Origin of the sequence: Pseudonocardia yunnanensis (genome assembly GCF_039534065.1) — a bacterium.
Taxonomy (GTDB): domain Bacteria; phylum Actinomycetota; class Actinomycetes; order Mycobacteriales; family Pseudonocardiaceae; genus Pseudonocardia; species Pseudonocardia yunnanensis.
This window is the reverse complement of the sequence record NZ_BAAAUS010000039.1, coordinates 47905-63688: the sequence shown is the minus strand read 5'-3', so window position 1 is coordinate 63688 and position 15784 is coordinate 47905. Positions and strand designations below refer to the sequence as shown.

The following is a 15784-nucleotide window of genomic DNA, read 5'->3' as shown; positions in this document are numbered from 1 at the left end:
CCGCCGTCTCTAGAAAAACTGGGGTGGTGCCGGCCTCAGGCCGACGCCGGCACGATGTTGACGACCTTGCGGCCGCGGGTGTAGCCGAACTCGACCGCACCCTCGACGAGCGCGAAGAGCGTGTCGTCGCCGCCCCGTCCGACGCCGGTGCCCGGGTGAAACTTGGTGCCGCGCTGGCGGACGATGATCTCGCCCGCGCCGACGACCTGACCGCCGAAGCGCTTCACGCCGAGGCGCTGTGCGTTGGAATCGCGCCCGTTGCGTGAGCTGGACGCACCCTTCTTGTGTGCCATGGCTGCGTCTCCTTACTTCGCGATGCCGGTGACCTGGACCTTCGTCAGCGGCTGACGGTGCCCCTGACGCTTGTGGTACCCGGTCTTGTTCTTGAACTTGTGGATCCGGATCTTCGGGCCCTTGGTGTGCTCGACGACTGTGGCGGTGACCGACGCAGCGGCCAGCGCGGCCGCGTCGGTGGTGACGTCGTCGCCATCCACCAGGAGCACGGCCGGGAGGCTCACCTCCGCACCGGGCTCACCGTCGATCTTCTCGACGGTGACCACGTCGTCGACGGCCACCTTGTACTGCTTGCCGCCGGTCTTGACGATCGCGTACATCGACGCACTGCTCCTAGCTCGTGGGACGAGAGACAGAACCGGAACCTCTGTGGCTCTGCAAGTGCCGCGGCAGCCGACGGACGGAGCGCGACGCAGGTACCCCAGGGTACGGAAGGGCTACGGGGTGGTTCAAACCGGGTCTCCCCCGCTCTCCCCGCCGGTCGGCGGGCCGGCCGGGCGGGAGGCCGCACGGCGGGTGCGCCGCGGCCTGGTGAGGGTGGGCTCCGGCTGCGGCGGTGCGGAGACCGACGCGACCGGCTGGCTCGCCGCTCCCGTCGGCACCGTGACCACGGCGGCCACCGGCGCATCGCCGGCAACCGGGCTGGGCGCTCCCGCCGTGCGCGTGACCCGGCCCCGTCGGCGGGGCCGCGGCTCCGCCACGGGCTCGGGAGCAGCAGGAACGATGTCGTCGGCCGGAGCATCGGCGCCGGCCGACTCACCGGCGTCCGCCGAATCAGCCGCGGGCGATTCGATGACAGGCGATTCGGAGGCGGGCGATTCGGCGGCAGGCAGTTCGGCCGGGGCCGGCGCGGTCCGCTCGGCGAGCGAGCGCTCGACGACGACCTCCTCGACGGCATCGGCTGCGACGTCGACAGGCCGTGCCTGCGGCGACGTCTCGACCACCCCACGCCGGACGATCCGGCGGCCGCCGCGGCGACCGGTGGTGGCGGGCGCCTCGACGGTCGGCGGCTCCACCGCCGGAGCATCGACGACCGGCGCGTCGGCAACCTCGGCGGCGTCGACCACCGTGTCGTCGGCCGCGACAGGAGCATCGACGACGGCCGGAGTATCGGCCGCGGACAGGTCCTCCGTCACCGGCGCCGCTGCACCGACGTCGATCGTGGCCTCGGAAGCGTCCGGCTTCTGGTCGGGCTCGTCGGCCGGCACGGCGACAGGAGTGGCGGGCTCGGCGTCGACGCGGCCGTTGTACTGCCCGGCGTGGCCGTTGCGCTCCTCGCCGTCGCCGCGGCGACCACGGCGCTGCCGGCGACTGGACACGTCCCGGTCGGAACGCTCCGAGCGATCCCGGCCGGAGTCGCCCCGGTCACCCAGCGGCTCGGTGTTGACGATCACCCCGCGGCCGCGGCAGTGCTCGCAGGGAGTGGAGAAGTGTTCGAGGAGCCCTCCACCGACGCGCTTGCGCGTCATCTGCACGAGGCCGAGCGAGGTGACCTCGGCGACCTGGTGGCGCGTGCGGTCGCGGGCCAGGCACTCGGTGAGCCGCCGCAGCACCAGGTCGCGGTTGGCCTCGAGCACCATGTCGATGAAGTCGATGACGATGATGCCGCCGATGTCACGCAGCCGGAGCTGGCGGACGACCTCCTCGGCCGCCTCCAGGTTGTTGCGGGTGACGGTCTCCTCGAGGTTGCCACCGGAGCCGGTGAACTTGCCGGTGTTGACGTCGATGACCGTCATCGCCTCGGTTCGGTCGATCACCAGCGTGCCACCCGAGGGCAGCCAGACCTTGCGGTCCAGCGCCTTGAGCAGCTGCTCGTCGATGCGGTACTCGGCGAAGACGTCGGACGGGCCGACGTGGCGGTGGAGCCGGTCGGCCAGCTCGGACGCGACGTGCCCGACGTAGTTCTGCAGGGTGTCCCAGGCGTCGTCGCCCTCGACGATGAGCCGGGAGAAGTCCTCGTTGAACTGGTCGCGGACGACCTTGAGGAGCAGGTCGGGCTCCTCGTAGAGCAGCACGGGGGCCTTGGGCTTGCTCGGGCCCGTCTGCTCGGCCTTGGTACGGATGACGTCCCACTGGGCCTGCAGCCTGCGGACGTCGCGCTCCAGCGCTTCGTGGCTCACGCCCTCCGACGCCGTGCGGATGATCACTCCGGCGTCGTTCGGGACGATCTCCTTGAGCATGTCCTTGAGCCGCTTGCGTTCGACGTCGGGCAGCTTGCGGCTGATCCCCGCGGCACCGCCGGAGGGGACGTAGACGAGGAAACGGCCCGCCAGGCTGATCTGGGTGGTGAGCCGGGCGCCCTTGTGACCGATGGGGTCCTTCGTGACCTGCACGAGCACGCTGTCGCCGCTGGAGAGCGCCTGCTCGATGCGGCGCGCCTTGCCGCCGAGACCGGCGGCGTCCCAGTCGACCTCGCCGGCGTACAGCACGGCGTTGCGACCACGGCCGATGTCGACGAACGCGGCCTCCATGCTCGGCAGCACGTTCTGGACGCGGCCGAGGTAGATGTTGCCGACCATCGACGGCCCGGTGCCGCCGTGGTCGGTGACGAAGTGCTCGACGAGGACGTCGTCCTCGAGCACCGCGATCTCGACGCGGTCGCCGTGCTCCCGCACGACCATCGCCCGGTCGACGGACTCGCGGCGGGCCAGGAACTCGGCCTCGGACAGGATCGGGACGCGGCGGCGGCCGGCGTCACGGCCGTCACGACGGCGCTGGCGCTTGGCCTCCAGCCGGGTGGAACCGCGCACGCTCTGCACGCCGTCGCCATCGCTGCTGTCGTCGGAGCGCTCGCGCGGCTGGCGCACACGGACGACGGTGTTCGGCGAGTCGGCCTCGTCGGCCTGGTCGCTCTCGTCGCCCGACCCACGCCTGCGCCGACGCCTGCGGCGGCGGCGCGAGCTGCCGGCCTCGTCGTCGCCGTCCCGGTCGCCGTCGTCGTCGCGGTCGGCATCCGACTCGGCTCCGGAGCCCTCGGCGTCGGCGGTGTCGGTGTCGGTGTCCCCGATGTCGGCCTGGGCGGCCTCCGCCGAGTCGTCGTTGTCGTCGGACTCGTCGCTGCTGTTCTCGTCCTCGAATCCGTCGCCACCGCGTCCACGGCCACGCCCACGGCGCCCACGGCGCCTGCGGCGGCGGCTGCCGTCGCCGTCCTCGTCGGAGTCGTCGCCGGCCTCGGAAGCGACGGGCTCGGCGACCGGTTCGGGGGCGCTGACCGGCTCGGGGGCGGGTGCCGGCGGGCCAGGTTCGTCGGCCGCGGCCTCGGGCTCGCCTCCGCGACGGCGGGTGCGGGCGGGCCGGGTGGGCGGCTGGAACAGCGGCGTGGGGGGAGCGAAGATCGGCGTGAGCGGCGCCGCGGGCTCCTCGGCCGCCGGCTCCTCCTCGACGGTGCCCTCGGCGGGCTCAGCGGGGCCGCTCGCGGGCGCGGCTTGACCGGCCGGGGACTCCGGAACGCCTGGCAGCAGGGCGGTGACCACCTGCTCGGCAGACTTCCGATCGATGCTCGACTGCGCGCTGCGCGCCTCGACGCCCAGGTCGGCAAGCGCGGCGAGCACCTCGCGGCTCGTGCGCCCGAGCACCTTCGCCAGCGCGTGCACCCGCATCCGCTCGGGCAGTTCGTCCAGGCCGGGTACGGTGACGGGCCCGCCGGCGCTACCGGCAGGCGAATCGTTATTCGACATTCAGCTCCTCCGCCCCCGGGCGCCTCCTGAGAGGCGGCCACGCGGGGACACGTGCAGTTCTTTCTCTCCGCGCGGTGCGCGACGAGCAATCCTTGGTCTCGCTCCCGCCCCGGGGGGCGGCTGTGTACTCGACGACGCGCCGTGACCGGCGAGCCGACCCGCCCTTTCAGGCGCGGGTGGTGACCCGGTCGGGACCGAGTGGGTCGGCCAAGTCGCCTCGATGGTCGAGCAGTCCCTGAGCCATCCGAGTCGCCTTCGCGGGCACCGGCGGCCTGAGGCCTGCGACAACGTCGAGTGCACCCAACACGTCATCGGGTCGAACGGCGGGTGTCGTCTGCCGTACGACCACTGCCATTATCGCACAGGATGGTGACTGATCGGGCGACGTCGAACCTGAGAGACCTGAGGAGACGCCGCCGGCGGCGTCCACGACGTCGGCACGCACCAGCGCAGCGCGCACGTCGATCTGCCGCCGCCCGGACGGCGTGACCCGCTCGACGACGACCGACGACTCGGCCAGCAGGGCCGCGAGCGCGGCCCGAAGGGCGTCGGGCGCGACGCCGGAGAGCTCGATCAGCCAGCGGCTGCCGTCGATGCGCTCGGCCAGCGCAGCGCCGTCGGCCACCGCGGCCTCGAGCACGTCGAGGCCGTCGGGCAGGGCCGCGTCGAGCGCGCCGGCGAGCGCCGCGGGATCGACAGGTCGGGTCAGGCCGATTTCCAGGTACTCCGCCTCACTGGCCGAGCCGGTGGGCGCAGCCCCGATCCAGGACAACCGCGGGTGCGGGCTGAAGCCGTGGGAGTGCGCCACCGGCACGCCGGCGCGGCGCACGGCACGCTCGAAGCTGCGTGCCACGTCGCGGTGGGAGAGGAAGCGCAGCCGGCCGCGCTTCGCGAACCGCACCCGTACGCGCTGAACGGTGGGCGGAGCAGGGTTCGCCGCCTCTCCGGGGCGCACGCGGGCCATGCGCAGAGCGTACGAGCATCCGCCGGGCGCTCGCGCCGTGGGCGCCCACCCGTTGCGGACTATGCCCGCCGTTGGCGCCGATAGGCCGACGGTGATGTGCCGACGGTGCGGGTGAAAACCGTCGACAGATGGGCCGGACTGCTGAAACCGCACAGGTAGGCGATCTCGCCGACGGGGAGGGACCCGTTCTCCAGGTGATGCCGGGCGATCTCCACGCGCAGCTCGGTGAGATGGCGGTGGGGAGTTCGTCCGGTCGCCGCTTTGAACACGCGCAGGAAATGGAATGTGCTCAGCCCTGCCTCGCGGGCCATCTCGGCCAGGGTGAGGTTCTGGTGCAGATTGTCCCGCATGAAATCCAGCACCCGCCGGATGCGCACGTCCTCGCGCTGTGGAGCCGGCGAGAGGAACCGGCCGGTGTGGTGCACGAGGATGTGCACCGCGAGAAACTCGGCCGCCGACTCCGCATACAGGTCGGGCGCGCCGGCCGCTGCGGCGTTCGCGAGGGCGAGCATCATCTGCGTCAGTACGGGATCCGTCACTGCGAGCGAGTCGGCCCGGGGCGCCTCCCCCGGACACATCTCGTGCGCGACCCGGCGGAGGACCTCGCCCGGGAGACGGACGTGGAGCCTGTTGATCGGCTCCGGCGACGTGCTCCGCCAGCGCAGCCGCGTGAGCCGGTGCGGCGCAGTCAGCCCGACCGACCCCGGGGCGTACCGGGCTCCCCGCCAGCGTCCGTCCGCGCCGGACTCGATCGCCACCCGGCCCGACATCATCAGAACGAGCTGCTGGTCGTCGCTCGGCGGCACCACCACGTCCTCGGCCACCGGGTCGTCGTCGAAGCGGCGCAGGAGCAAGGACCGCCAGCCCGCGTCCTCCCAGCTGCAGAACACGCGCCGCGAGTGGGCGCTCTCGTCCAGCTCCAGCGCGTCGAACTCGGTCACCCCGGTCTCCCTTCCCGTGCCGCGGGCGAGATCGGATGCTCAGGCAGGCGGTGCCGGCAGGGTCGACGGGTCGAGCATGAGCAACTGCTCGCCCGCCGACACGAAGCCCGCCCGCCGGTAGAACGGCGCACTGTCGGCCGTGGGGGCGAGCAGCAGCCGCCGGTAGCGGCGGTCGCGGGCGTGCTCCAGCGCGGCAGCCAGCAGGGCCGCCGGCACACCACGGTCGGCGAAGGCAGCCAGTACGAAGGCGTTGCCGACGTGCCCGATTCGCCCGCCCCGCGCGCCGGGCCGGGGCATGTGCACGATCTCGACGACGTTGATCGAGCCGATGGCGGTGAAGCCGCTGCGCGGCGATCCGACCTCCGCCAGCCAGAACGTCCGCCGGGGCAGCTCCACGCGCCACCACAGTTCGAAGGCGGCCTCGAACCCGGGGTCGTCGATCGGCTCGCCCGTGCGTTCCTCCAGCCACGCGCGGCGCAGCCCGGCCAATGCGACCACATCGCGCTCGTCGGCGACTCGAATGGCGACCTGCGGACCGGACCCGGGACGCTCAGCCACTCGCGTCCGAGGCTCCGGCCACCGGATTCACGACGGCCAGCGGGATGAGCTTCGTGCCGCTCGGGCCGACCTGGATGTCCGTGCCGGTGGAGGGGCAGACACCGCAGTCGAAGCACGGCGTCCACCGGCAGTCGTCCTGCTCACGGCCGGACAGGGCGTCCTGCCAGTCGTCCCAGAGCCAGTCGCGCTCCAGGCCCGAGTCGAGGTGGTCCCACGGGAGCACCTCGTCACGGCCGCGCTCGCGCGTGGTGAACCAGTCGAGCGAGACGCCGAGCGGCTCCAGCTCCGCAGCCGACGCCCCGACCCACCGCTCGTAGGAGAAGTGCTCGCTCCAGCCGTCGAACCGGCCGCCGTCGCGCCACACCCGTTCGATCACCCGGCCCACCCGGCGGTCACCGCGTGCGAGCAGGCCTTCGATCAGCGAGGGCTGCCCGTCGTGGTAGCGCATCCCGACGTTGCGGCCGAGCTTGCGGTTGCTGTTGACGGCCGCGCGCAGCTTGCGCAGCCGATCGTCGACCACGTCGGGGTGCGCCTGCGCGGCCCACTGGAACGGGGTGTGCGGCTTGGGCACGAACCCGCCGATCGAGATGGTGCACCGCACGTCGTTGCGTCCGGACGCCTCCCGGCCTGCGCGGATCACGTTGTGCGCCATGTCGGCGATCTGCAGGACGTCCTCGTCCTCCTCGGTGGGCAGCCCGCACATGAAGTAGAGCTTCACCTGCCGCCAGCCCTGTGCGAACGCCTCCGAGACGGTGCGGATCAGGTCGTCCTCCGACACCATCTTGTTGATCACGCGGCGGATCCGCTCGGAACCACCCTCCGGCGCGAAGGTGAGCCCGGAGCGGCGACCGTTGCGGGAGATCTCGTTGGCGAGGTCGATGTTGAACGCGTCGACGCGGGTGGAGGGGAGCGACAGCGACGTGTTCGTGCCCTCGTACCGGTCGGCCAGGCCCTTGGTGATCTCCGCGATCTCGGAGTGGTCGGCGCTCGACAGCGACAGGAGCCCGACCTCGTCGAACCCGCTGGCACGCACGGCGGAGTCGACCATCTCGCCGACGCCGGCCAGGGACCGCTCGCGCACGGGCCGGGTGATCATGCCCGCCTGACAGAACCGGCACCCGCGCGTGCAGCCCCGGAAGATCTCAACGGAGGCGCGCTCGTGCACCGTCTCGGCCAGCGGTACCAGCGGCTTCTTCGGGTACGGCCACGAGTCGAGGTCGGTGGTGGTGCGCTTGGTGACGGTGCGCGGCACGCGCTCCCCGACCGGGGTGACCGCGGCGATCGCGCCGTCGTCGCCGTAGGTCACGGTGTAGAGCGACGGGACGTAGCAGCCGTCCGTGGCCGCCAGCCGCAGCAGCAGCTCGGCTCGACCACCGGGCCTGCCCTCGGCCTTCCACTGCTTGACGACGTCGGTGATCTCCCCGACCACCTCCTCGCCGTCGCCGATCGCGGCCACGTCGATGAAGTCGGCGATCGGCTCCGGGTTGAACGCCGCGTGCCCACCGGCCACCACGACCAGGTCGTCGATACCGCGATCGGCCGCGTGCAGCGGGATGCCGGCGAGATCCAGCGACGTGAGCAGGTTGGTGTAGCCGAGCTCGGTGGAGAAGCTCACGCCGAGCAGGTCGAACGCTCCGAGCGGCCGGTGGCCGTCGACCGTGAAGGCGGGCACCCCGTGCTCGCGCATCAGCGCCTCGAGGTCGGGCCACACGGAGTAGCAGCGCTCGGCGAGCGCGTCGGCCCGTTCGTTGAGCAGCTCGTAGAGGATCATGACGCCCTGGTTGGGCAGCCCCACCTCGTAGGCGTCGGGGTACATGAGCGCCCATCGGACCGCAGCCGACTCCCAGTCCTTGAGCTGTGCGTTCAGCTCGCCGCCGACGTACTGCACCGGCTTGGACACCCTCGGCAGCAGCGGTTCCAGCTCGGCGAACACGGTGGGGGCCATCACGTCACCACAGGTGGGAGTAGGTCGCCGGTCACGCTGATCCAGGGTAGCCCCACCGGCGAAGCGCCCGTCGACCGCGCGGCACCCATTCCGGTCGCCGGGTGGGTACGGTGACCGCCCGGACGAACGAGGGGGGCGCCGATGACGATCGGACGCACGCCACCCGCCCTGCTCACGGCCGCCGCACTGGTGGCCGTCCCCGCGGTGACGTTCCCGCTGCCGTGGTGGACCGCACCCCGCCGGCCCGTGGTGCTCACCGGCACCGGGCCCGCCGTGCCGGGAGAGGCCACGCGCTGGTCGGGCTGGGAGGTCATCGGCACCGCAGGCGCTGCGCTGCTGGTCGCGCTCGTCGTGGCCGCAGCTGCCGTCGTGCTCCTGTACGCCCGACGCGGCGGACGCTGGGCCGTCGCGGCGCGGGTGCTCGTGGCGGTGACGGGAGCGGCGTTCGTCGCGGCCGGGGTGTCGGTGCTGGCCGGGTGGGGCTCGGGCGCGGCCCTCGGCGCCGTGATCGCGCTCATCGCCGGTACCGGTGCCGTGCTGCTCGCCGCGGGCCGGACGCCGCGCTTCCTCCTCGGCGCGCTCCTGGCGCTCGTGCTCATCGCGGTTGCCGTGCCGGTACTTCCCGGTGGACCGGGACCCGGCTCCGGCGAGCGCCGTGCCGGACCGTTCGTGCGCATCGCCGAACTGGACGCTCCGCAGCTGCGCACCGGCACCGCCGGGCTGCCAGCGTCCCCCGAGTCCCGCATCGTGCCCCTCGACGCCGGGGTCGGCATCGCGAACAGGGCCGGGCTCGCCGGTGTCGACCCCCGTGGACGCGCCGAGGTGCTCGCCCTGACCCCTGACGCCCCACCGACGACGCCCGGCCCGTCGATCCTCGGAGTGGGCGGCAACCGCGTCGCGCGTTGGTCGGGCGCCGAAGAGGTGACCGTCACCGGGCTCGACGCGACGGACCCCGTCGCCGTCACCGTGCACGGGGTGAGCGCCGCGAGCGTGGTCGGCCCGGACGGCACGATGTGGTTGCGCTCCACGGGCGATCCGCCCGGCACCGCACGCGTGCTCGACCTCTCGGAACGGAATGGCACCCAGGTGGCCGCCGGCACCTTCCTCCCGGTGGTGTTCATCCTCGGGCCGGTCGACAGCGTGCCCGTCGACGTCGCCGCGGTGCTTCCGCTGCGCGACGGTGCCCTGCGTTTCGTCCCGCAGGCGGGCGGGGTTCGCCTGGAACGGATCTCCAGCGGGCCGGCCGCCCGCGCGGAGGTGGACGTGCTGGCAGGCGGGCTCGACCCGTCGTGCGGCCTCACGGCGTCCGGCCCGGCGACCTTCCTCCCCCATCAGAGCCCGCTCGCCGTCGACGCCGCGGGCGGGATCTGGTTCGTCGCCGGGGACGGTGCCGCGGCCCGGCTGGTCCGGCTGGATCCCTCCGGGGCGCTGCGCGCGGTGCCGTCCCCGCTCCCGGGCCCGGTCACCTCGATCGCGGTTGCCCCGTCCGGCGATGTCGTGCTGGCCTCCCTCGACCCCGACGGGCCTGCACTGTGGCGGCTCCCGGCACCGGACTCGGCGCTCGGCGACCTCCCGGCACCTCCGACGGGCTGCGTTCCGAGCCCCGCCGCTGTCGCTCGGCCCGTCACGCTGGTGCCGGTGGCCCGGGCGGGACGCGATTCGCTCGGCGTCCCCCTCGGAGTCGACGGGCGGTGGGCGGCCGGGGCGCCGGGCGGCGAGGTGGCCGTCGTCGCCGCGGACGGCACCCGCACGCCCGTGGGAACGCGCTCGGACGGCACGAGGGGCCAGGTGTGGCCCGACGGTTCCGGCGGTGTGTGGTGGCTCGAGTCGCCTCCCGGTGGCGCACCCCGGACGCTCGTGCACGCCACCCCGGCGGGCGAGCAACGGTTCGCGCCCGTCCCGGATCCGGCACCCGCCGGGGGCGGCGACGCGTTCCTCCTCACGGACCTCGGTGGCCGCCCGCCGCTGCTCGCCACGCCAGAGGGCGCCTTCCGGATCGACGGCGGTGCGCCCGTGCGCACGATCGAGGGCCGGATCGACGGTGGGGTGGTCCGCAGCGACGGCCGCGGCTGGGTACTCGCCGACGGCCGGCTGCTCGCACTCGACGGCGACCGGGTTCTCGGACCGGTGATCGACGCGGGCGAGCGCCGCGGCGACACCACCCCGGTGGCGGTGCAGTTGGCACGAGGCGTCGCCCCTGCGGCGCTGGCGTTGCCGCGCGCCACCGTCGGGCTCGACGGGTCGGGGCGGCCGCTCGTGGTGTCCGACGACGTGGTGCTCGCCGTCGGCGCCGACGGGGCCGTCACCGTGGTGGCCCAGGATCGGCGGCTGGCCGGGCTCGGGCTCTTCGCCGCCGAGGGCGGGCTGATGGCCTACGACACCGGAGATGTGCTCCGGGTGGACCTCCCCTGACCCAGCGCGGGGACGAGGTCAGCCCCAGGCTGCGCGCATCGGGTTGCCCGCGGTGGTGAGCCTACGGGTGGTGGAAGCGATGATCACGACGATCGCGATCGCGCCGGCCACCACCACGGCGGCGGGCGGGTCGTTGAGCGCGATGCCGGCCGCTGCCCACACCGCGGCGACCGAGTAACCGATGACGGCCGTGCCGGCGAGCACCACCCACGACGCGATCACCGACACCGCGAGCAGCACGACGACCGCCGCGATCGCCGCCAGCGCGCCGGAGGCGGGCAGGCCCATCCACGCCCCGGTGGCCGCGGTGGCGAGCGCGATGGCGAACGACACCCATCCTGTGTAGAGCGCGACCGTGCCGCGCAGGACAACCCGTTCGAGAACGCTCTCGGCAGGCTGCCGGCTGAGCCGGCCGAACACGACCGCCAACGCGACCAGCAGCATCACGATCAACAGCTCGGCCAGCGGCACCCAGCCCGACCCGAACGCCAGCACCCAGCCGATGTTGAGCACCGCGGAGAACGCGAGCCACCAGCCGATCTCACGGTGGAGCTGCCGACCCCGCTGCCCCGGCAACGCCTGGTACACGGCGTAACCGAGGAACCCGACGTAGATGGGGACCCAGATGGCGAACGCCCAGTCGGCGGCCAGCAGCGGCGTGGCGTACTGGCGTGCCACCGCCCCGATGGACTCGTGCGTGGCTCCGGTTTCCGTGAGCACGGAAACGACGATCTGGAGCACCGCGAACACCGCCACCAAGATCCTGCGGACGAGGTCGGCGAGCACTGGTCGTCGGGACGTCACCGTCATGGGCGCCATTGTCTGCCCGCCCGCAAGCGTCGGGCCAGCCGAGTTCGCTCGGCGGAACCGGAGACGCGGACGAGCGGGGCGCTAGCGCAGCAACAAGGCATCGAGCCGGCGGGACGCGACGGTGACACCGAGCGCGATCATCACGACGAAGTACGTCAGATGTCCGAGCATCCCGAGGTGCACCGCGCCGGTGGTGAGCCCCCGCATCAGCTCCACCGCGTGGAAGAGCGGGAGGCACTCCACCACGATCTGCAGCCACCGGGGATACACCGAGAGCGGGTAGAAGGTGGTGGAGAACAGGAACATCGGCAGGATCACGAGCGTGACCAGGTCGAAGTCCTGCCACGACCGCATGTAGGACGTGGCCGCCATGCCGACCGCGGCGAACGCGAACGCCACCACCAGCGCGGCCGGCAGCGCGAGCAGCGCCCACGGAGAGACGAGGAGCCCGAAGCCCGCCATCACCGTGAGGAAACCCAACGCGTAGAGCCCGCCGCGGATGAGCGCCCAGCCGATCTCGCCGAGTGCGATATCGACCGTGCCGAGCGGGGTGGCCAGCATCGCGTCGTAGAGCTTGGCGTGCTTGAGCTTGAAGAAGACGTTGAAGGTGGCGTCGAACACGGCGCCGTTCATCGCCGAGGCCGCAAGCAACCCTGGCGCGATGAAGGCCGCATAGCTGATAGGGCTGCCGTCGGGCCCCGGCAGCGTACCGACCAGCGATCCGAGCCCCTGCCCCATCGCGACGAGATAGAACACCGGCTCGAAGAACCCCGAGACGAACGCGAGCCACGCCCGCCGGGAAGCGGTGGCCGAGCGCAGCAGCAGCGCGTGGGAGCGCCCCGCGTAGCTCCCGGCCGGGAGCAGGCGCAACAACCCGCCGGCGGCGGGCGGAGCGGGAGCCTGCGCGGTCACCTGGTCAGCCTCCTGGTGAAGAACCGGGTGGCGAGCACGATCCCGAGCGCGAGGAGCGCGCAGAGGTAGGCAAGGTGGCCCAGCGCGGCGAGCGGCTGCCACCGATCGAGGGCCGCCGCGCGAGCGAGCTCCGTGCCGTGCCAGAGCGGCGAGACGAGCGCAATGGGTTGCACCCACTCGGGCAGCCGGTCGACCGGGAAGAACGTGCCCGAGAACAACGTCATCGGGATGACGACGAAGCGGAACAGGGCGTTGAACGCGGCACCCTCGTTCTCGACGGTGGCGGAGAACGCGGTGACCAGGGATGCCATCGCGGCCCCGGTGAACACGGCTGCCAGCAGCGACACGACGATGCCCGGGCTCGCGACCCCACCGAACAGGGCGATCACGACGACGTAGACGGCACCGGAACCGGCCGTCTTGAGCACGACCCAGACGAGGTGCCCGAGCGCCACCTGAGCCGGGGAGATCGGGCTCGCGGTCATCGCGTGGTAGACCCGCTGCCACTTGAACCCCGACAGCACCGGGTAGGTGGACTCGAACGCCGCGCTCTGCACCGCCGAGACGGCCAGCAGCGCGGGCGCGAGCCACACCAGGTAGTCGACGCCCCCGGTGGCCGCCTGCGCGCTGCCCGTGCCGGCGACGAGCGACCCGAAGCCCACCCCGAACGCCAGCAGGAACAGCAGCGGCTGCAGCACCGACGACACGACGGTGGCCCGCCAGTTGCGCCGGTACCAGGTCCAGAGGTGCTCCACGACGAGGAGCACGCCGCCCCACCGGCCCGGCGCCCGTCCGGTGGACCGCGTGACGACCGGGGTGCTCCCGGTGCTCGCGGTCATCAGTCCACCAGTGTGCGGCCGGTGAGGCGGAGGAAGACGTCCTCCAGCGTGGAGCGCCGCGCCAGCGCCGACAGCGGCACGAAGCCGGCGCGCGCGACCTCGGCGTGGGTGTGCTCGCCGTCGGCGGAGTAGAGCAGCAGGCGGTCGGGCAGCTCCTCCACCCGCTCGGCGAACGGCGCGAGGGCGGTGGCATCGGGGCGCCGCTCGACGTCGAACCGCAGCTCCAGAACCTCCCGGGTGGAGTACCGCCCGATCAGCTCGGCAGGTGACCCCTCCGCCACGATCACGCCGCCGTCCATCACCACGAGCCGATCGCACAGCTGCTCGGCCTCGTCCATGTAGTGGGTGGTGATGATCTGGGTGACGCCCTCGCGCTTGAGCCGGTACAGCCGCTCCCACAGCAGGTGGCGCGCCTGCGGGTCGAGACCCGTGGTGGGCTCGTCGAGCAGCAGCAGCTCGGGCTCGTTGACCAGGGCTCGCGCGATGGTGAGCCGGCGCTTCATACCTCCGGAGAGCGGCTCCACCTCGTGCTCGGCCCGCTCGGTGAGCTGCGCGAACTCGAGCAGCTCGCTGGCCTTGGCGCGCACGTGGGCGCGGGACAGGCCGAAGTAGCGGCCGTAGATCTGCAGGTTCTGCCGGACCGTCAGCTCGGTGTCGAGGTTGTCGAGCTGTGGGACGACGCCGATGCGAGCCCGGATGCGAGGGCCGTCGACGTCGGGATCCATGCCCAGGACCTGCAGCGACCCGTCGGTGCGGGGCGAGACGCACGCGATCATCCGCATCGTGGACGACTTGCCGGCGCCGTTGGGCCCCAGGAAGCCGAACACCTCGCCGCGGGCGACGTCGATGTCGACGCCCCGGACCGCCTCGAAATCACCGAAATGCTTGCGCAGCCCGCGCGCCTGGACCAGCCCGTCCGCCACGTCCCGCACGGTAATCGACCTCCCCGACATTAATCGCGCGATATCGGGCGGCCTGGACGCATAGTAGACCGGTCTCTATAGTCGCCGTCGTGAGCGAACGATCTTCGACACGGGAGCGGGTGATCCGCACCGCAGCGGGCCTGTTCCGGGCGCAGGGCTACCACGCCACGGGGCTGAACCAGGTGCTCAGCGAGGGCAACCTGCCGAAGGGCTCCCTGTACTTCCACTTCCCGGGCGGGAAGGAGCAGCTGGCCGTGGAGTCGGTGCGGCTGGCGGGCGACGAGCTCTGCTCGGCACTCGCCTCGACGCTGGCGAGCACACCCGATCCGGCGCAGGCGCTGGAGCGAGCGGTCGGTCTGCTCGGCGAGCACCTCGCCGCCACCGACTTCCGCGAGGGTTGCCCGGTCGCCACCGTCGCCCTGGACACCGCGGGCCACAGCGAATCGATCCGCACGGCCTGCGCGGAGGTCTACGACTCGTGGCAGTCGCTCGTGGCGGGCCACCTCGGCTCGGCGGGCGTCCAGGATCCCGAGGAGATCGCCATGGTCGTGATCGCCGCGATCGAGGGTGCGCTGCTCCTCGCGCGGACGCGCCGCGACCTCACCCCTCTGAACGCCGTCGGCGCCCGCCTACGGATCATGCTGGAGAACGGACGGAACTCGAGATGAAGGTCCACCACCTCAACTGCGCCACGATGCGCCCGTTCGGCGGGAGACTCGTGAGCGGCAGCGGCCCGCTGCTGCGCACGGCCGAGCTGGTCTGCCACTGCCTGCTGATCGAGACCGGCGAGGGTCTCGTCCTCGTCGACAGCGGCCTCGGCACGGGGGACGTCACCGACCCGGACGCCACGCTCAGCCGCGGGTGGCGCCGGCTGGCCCGGCCCGTGCTCGACATCAGCGAGACCGCGCTGCACCAGGTCGAGCGCCTGGGCTTCCGGGCGTCCGACGTGCGCCACGTGGTGCTCACCCACCTCGACCTCGACCACGGCGGCGGGCTGCGCGACTTCCCCGACGCCCAGGTGCACGTGCTGCGCACGGAGCTGGAGGCCGCGCTCAACGCCCGCGGCGGCAGGGAGCGCACTCGCTACCCGCGCGAACAGTGGGCGCACCGACCGAAGTGGGCGCCCCACGACCCGCAGGGCGAGGAGTGGTTCGGCTTCCAGGCCGTGCACGACATCCCCGGGCTCCAGGCGGAGATCCTGCTGGTCCCGCTGATCGGGCACACCGTCGGGCACACCGGTGTGGCGGTACGCGAGGACGACCGCTGGCTGCTGCACGCGGGCGACGCCTACTTCTTCCACGGCGAGATGCGCCCCGACGCGCCCTGGTGCACGCCGGGCCTGCGACTGATGCAGAGCAGGGTGGAGACCGCACGCGGGCTGCGCCTGGCCAACCAGGATCGGCTGCGCGATCTGGTGCGCTCACACGGCGACGAGATCACCGTTTTCAACGCGCACGATCCGGTTCAGCTGCGGGCCGCCCGACAGGCGGCGGCCCGGGTCAGCTGAAT

General features: G+C 72.7%; 14 protein-coding genes. 3 read left to right on the top strand and 11 right to left on the bottom strand.

Going from position 1 to position 15784, the window contains the following annotated elements:
• Window positions 1-35: 35 nt before the first annotated feature.
• The 7 genes from rpmA to ABD743_RS32430 all read right to left on the bottom strand — a co-directional run bounded on the left by rpmA (window position 36) and on the right by ABD743_RS32430 (window position 8379).
• Complete coding sequence (rpmA, locus tag ABD743_RS32460; protein WP_241037667.1) at window positions 36-293, bottom strand: 50S ribosomal protein L27; 258 nt, start codon at window positions 291-293, stop codon at window positions 36-38.
• Window positions 294-305: 12 nt separating this feature from the next.
• Window positions 306-614 carry a 50S ribosomal protein L21 gene (gene rplU, locus ABD743_RS32455; RefSeq protein WP_241037666.1) on the bottom strand — a complete coding sequence of 103 codons (309 nt, stop codon included), beginning with the start codon at window positions 612-614 and terminating at the stop codon, window positions 306-308.
• A gap of 129 nt (window positions 615-743) precedes the next feature.
• Window positions 744-3971 carry a translation initiation factor IF-2 N-terminal domain-containing protein gene (locus tag ABD743_RS32450; RefSeq protein ID WP_344726609.1) on the bottom strand — a complete coding sequence of 1076 codons (3228 nt, stop codon included), beginning with the start codon at window positions 3969-3971 and terminating at the stop codon, window positions 744-746.
• A gap of 166 nt (window positions 3972-4137) precedes the next feature.
• On the bottom strand, window positions 4138-4935 hold the full coding sequence (locus ABD743_RS32445; RefSeq protein ID WP_344726607.1) for a TIGR03936 family radical SAM-associated protein: 798 nt from the start codon (window positions 4933-4935) through the stop codon (window positions 4138-4140).
• 59 nt (window positions 4936-4994) lie between these two features.
• Window positions 4995-5876, bottom strand: a complete 882-nt coding sequence (locus ABD743_RS32440) for an AraC family transcriptional regulator (protein WP_344726605.1) — start codon at window positions 5874-5876, stop codon at window positions 4995-4997.
• 39 nt (window positions 5877-5915) lie between these two features.
• Window positions 5916-6434: a GNAT family N-acetyltransferase gene (locus ABD743_RS32435; protein ID WP_344726603.1), complete on the bottom strand. Its 519-nt coding sequence runs from the start codon at window positions 6432-6434 to the stop codon at window positions 5916-5918.
• A complete protein-coding gene (locus tag ABD743_RS32430) occupies window positions 6427-8379 on the bottom strand; it encodes a TIGR03960 family B12-binding radical SAM protein (protein WP_344726601.1) in 1953 nt (650 codons plus the stop codon). The genes ABD743_RS32435 and ABD743_RS32430 overlap by 8 nt, the downstream gene beginning before the upstream one ends.
• 141 nt (window positions 8380-8520) lie before the next feature.
• Between ABD743_RS32430 and ABD743_RS32425 the strand changes: the two genes are divergently transcribed.
• On the top strand, window positions 8521-10791 hold the full coding sequence (locus ABD743_RS32425; protein WP_344726599.1) for a hypothetical protein: 2271 nt from the start codon (window positions 8521-8523) through the stop codon (window positions 10789-10791).
• Window positions 10792-10809: 18 nt separating this feature from the next.
• Here ABD743_RS32425 and ABD743_RS32420 read toward each other — a convergent pair whose 3' ends face one another.
• The 4 genes from ABD743_RS32420 to ABD743_RS32405 form a co-directional block, all read right to left on the bottom strand.
• Window positions 10810-11601 (bottom strand): tryptophan-rich sensory protein, encoded by a 792-nt coding sequence (locus tag ABD743_RS32420; RefSeq protein WP_344726597.1) that lies wholly within the window; start codon window positions 11599-11601, stop codon window positions 10810-10812.
• Between the two features lie 81 nt (window positions 11602-11682).
• Window positions 11683-12513 (bottom strand): ABC transporter permease, encoded by an 831-nt coding sequence (locus ABD743_RS32415; protein WP_344726595.1) that lies wholly within the window; start codon window positions 12511-12513, stop codon window positions 11683-11685.
• Window positions 12510-13352: an ABC transporter permease gene (locus ABD743_RS32410; RefSeq protein WP_344726593.1), complete on the bottom strand. Its 843-nt coding sequence runs from the start codon at window positions 13350-13352 to the stop codon at window positions 12510-12512. The genes ABD743_RS32415 and ABD743_RS32410 overlap by 4 nt, the downstream gene beginning before the upstream one ends.
• Window positions 13352-14305, bottom strand: a complete 954-nt coding sequence (locus ABD743_RS32405) for an ABC transporter ATP-binding protein (protein ID WP_344726591.1) — start codon at window positions 14303-14305, stop codon at window positions 13352-13354. Before ABD743_RS32405 ends, ABD743_RS32410 begins: the two co-directional genes overlap by 1 nt.
• Window positions 14306-14364: 59 nt before the next feature.
• Here ABD743_RS32405 and ABD743_RS32400 point away from each other — a divergent pair, with 59 nt between their 5' ends.
• Together ABD743_RS32400 and ABD743_RS32395 are read left to right on the top strand one after the other, a co-directional pair.
• The gene (locus ABD743_RS32400; RefSeq protein WP_344726589.1) at window positions 14365-14943 is read left to right on the top strand and encodes a TetR/AcrR family transcriptional regulator; all 579 of its coding nucleotides are present in this window, start codon (window positions 14365-14367) and stop codon (window positions 14941-14943) included.
• On the top strand, window positions 14940-15782 hold the full coding sequence (locus ABD743_RS32395) for an MBL fold metallo-hydrolase (RefSeq protein ID WP_344726587.1): 843 nt from the start codon (window positions 14940-14942) through the stop codon (window positions 15780-15782). The genes ABD743_RS32400 and ABD743_RS32395 overlap by 4 nt, the downstream gene beginning before the upstream one ends.
• The last annotated feature ends 2 nt before the right edge of the window (window positions 15783-15784 follow it).

Bases quoted from the DNA above. Each gene is read 5' to 3' on its own strand.
- rpmA (WP_241037667.1), bottom strand. From the start codon at position 293: ATGGCACACAAGAAGGGTGCGTCCAGCTCACGCAACGGGCGCGATTCC.
- rplU (WP_241037666.1), bottom strand. From the start codon at position 614: ATGTACGCGATCGTCAAGACCGGCGGCAAGCAGTACAAGGTGGCCGTC.
- ABD743_RS32450 (WP_344726609.1), bottom strand. From the start codon at position 3,971: ATGTCGAATAACGATTCGCCTGCCGGTAGCGCCGGCGGGCCCGTCACC.
- ABD743_RS32445 (WP_344726607.1), bottom strand. From the start codon at position 4,935: ATGGCCCGCGTGCGCCCCGGAGAGGCGGCGAACCCTGCTCCGCCCACC.
- ABD743_RS32430 (WP_344726601.1), bottom strand. From the start codon at position 8,379: ATGGCCCCCACCGTGTTCGCCGAGCTGGAACCGCTGCTGCCGAGGGTG.
- ABD743_RS32425 (WP_344726599.1), top strand. From the start codon at position 8,521: ATGACGATCGGACGCACGCCACCCGCCCTGCTCACGGCCGCCGCACTG.
- ABD743_RS32420 (WP_344726597.1), bottom strand. From the start codon at position 11,601: ATGACGGTGACGTCCCGACGACCAGTGCTCGCCGACCTCGTCCGCAGG.
- ABD743_RS32410 (WP_344726593.1), bottom strand. From the start codon at position 13,352: ATGACCGCGAGCACCGGGAGCACCCCGGTCGTCACGCGGTCCACCGGA.
- ABD743_RS32405 (WP_344726591.1), bottom strand. From the start codon at position 14,305: ATGTCGGGGAGGTCGATTACCGTGCGGGACGTGGCGGACGGGCTGGTC.
- ABD743_RS32395 (WP_344726587.1), top strand. From the start codon at position 14,940: ATGAAGGTCCACCACCTCAACTGCGCCACGATGCGCCCGTTCGGCGGG.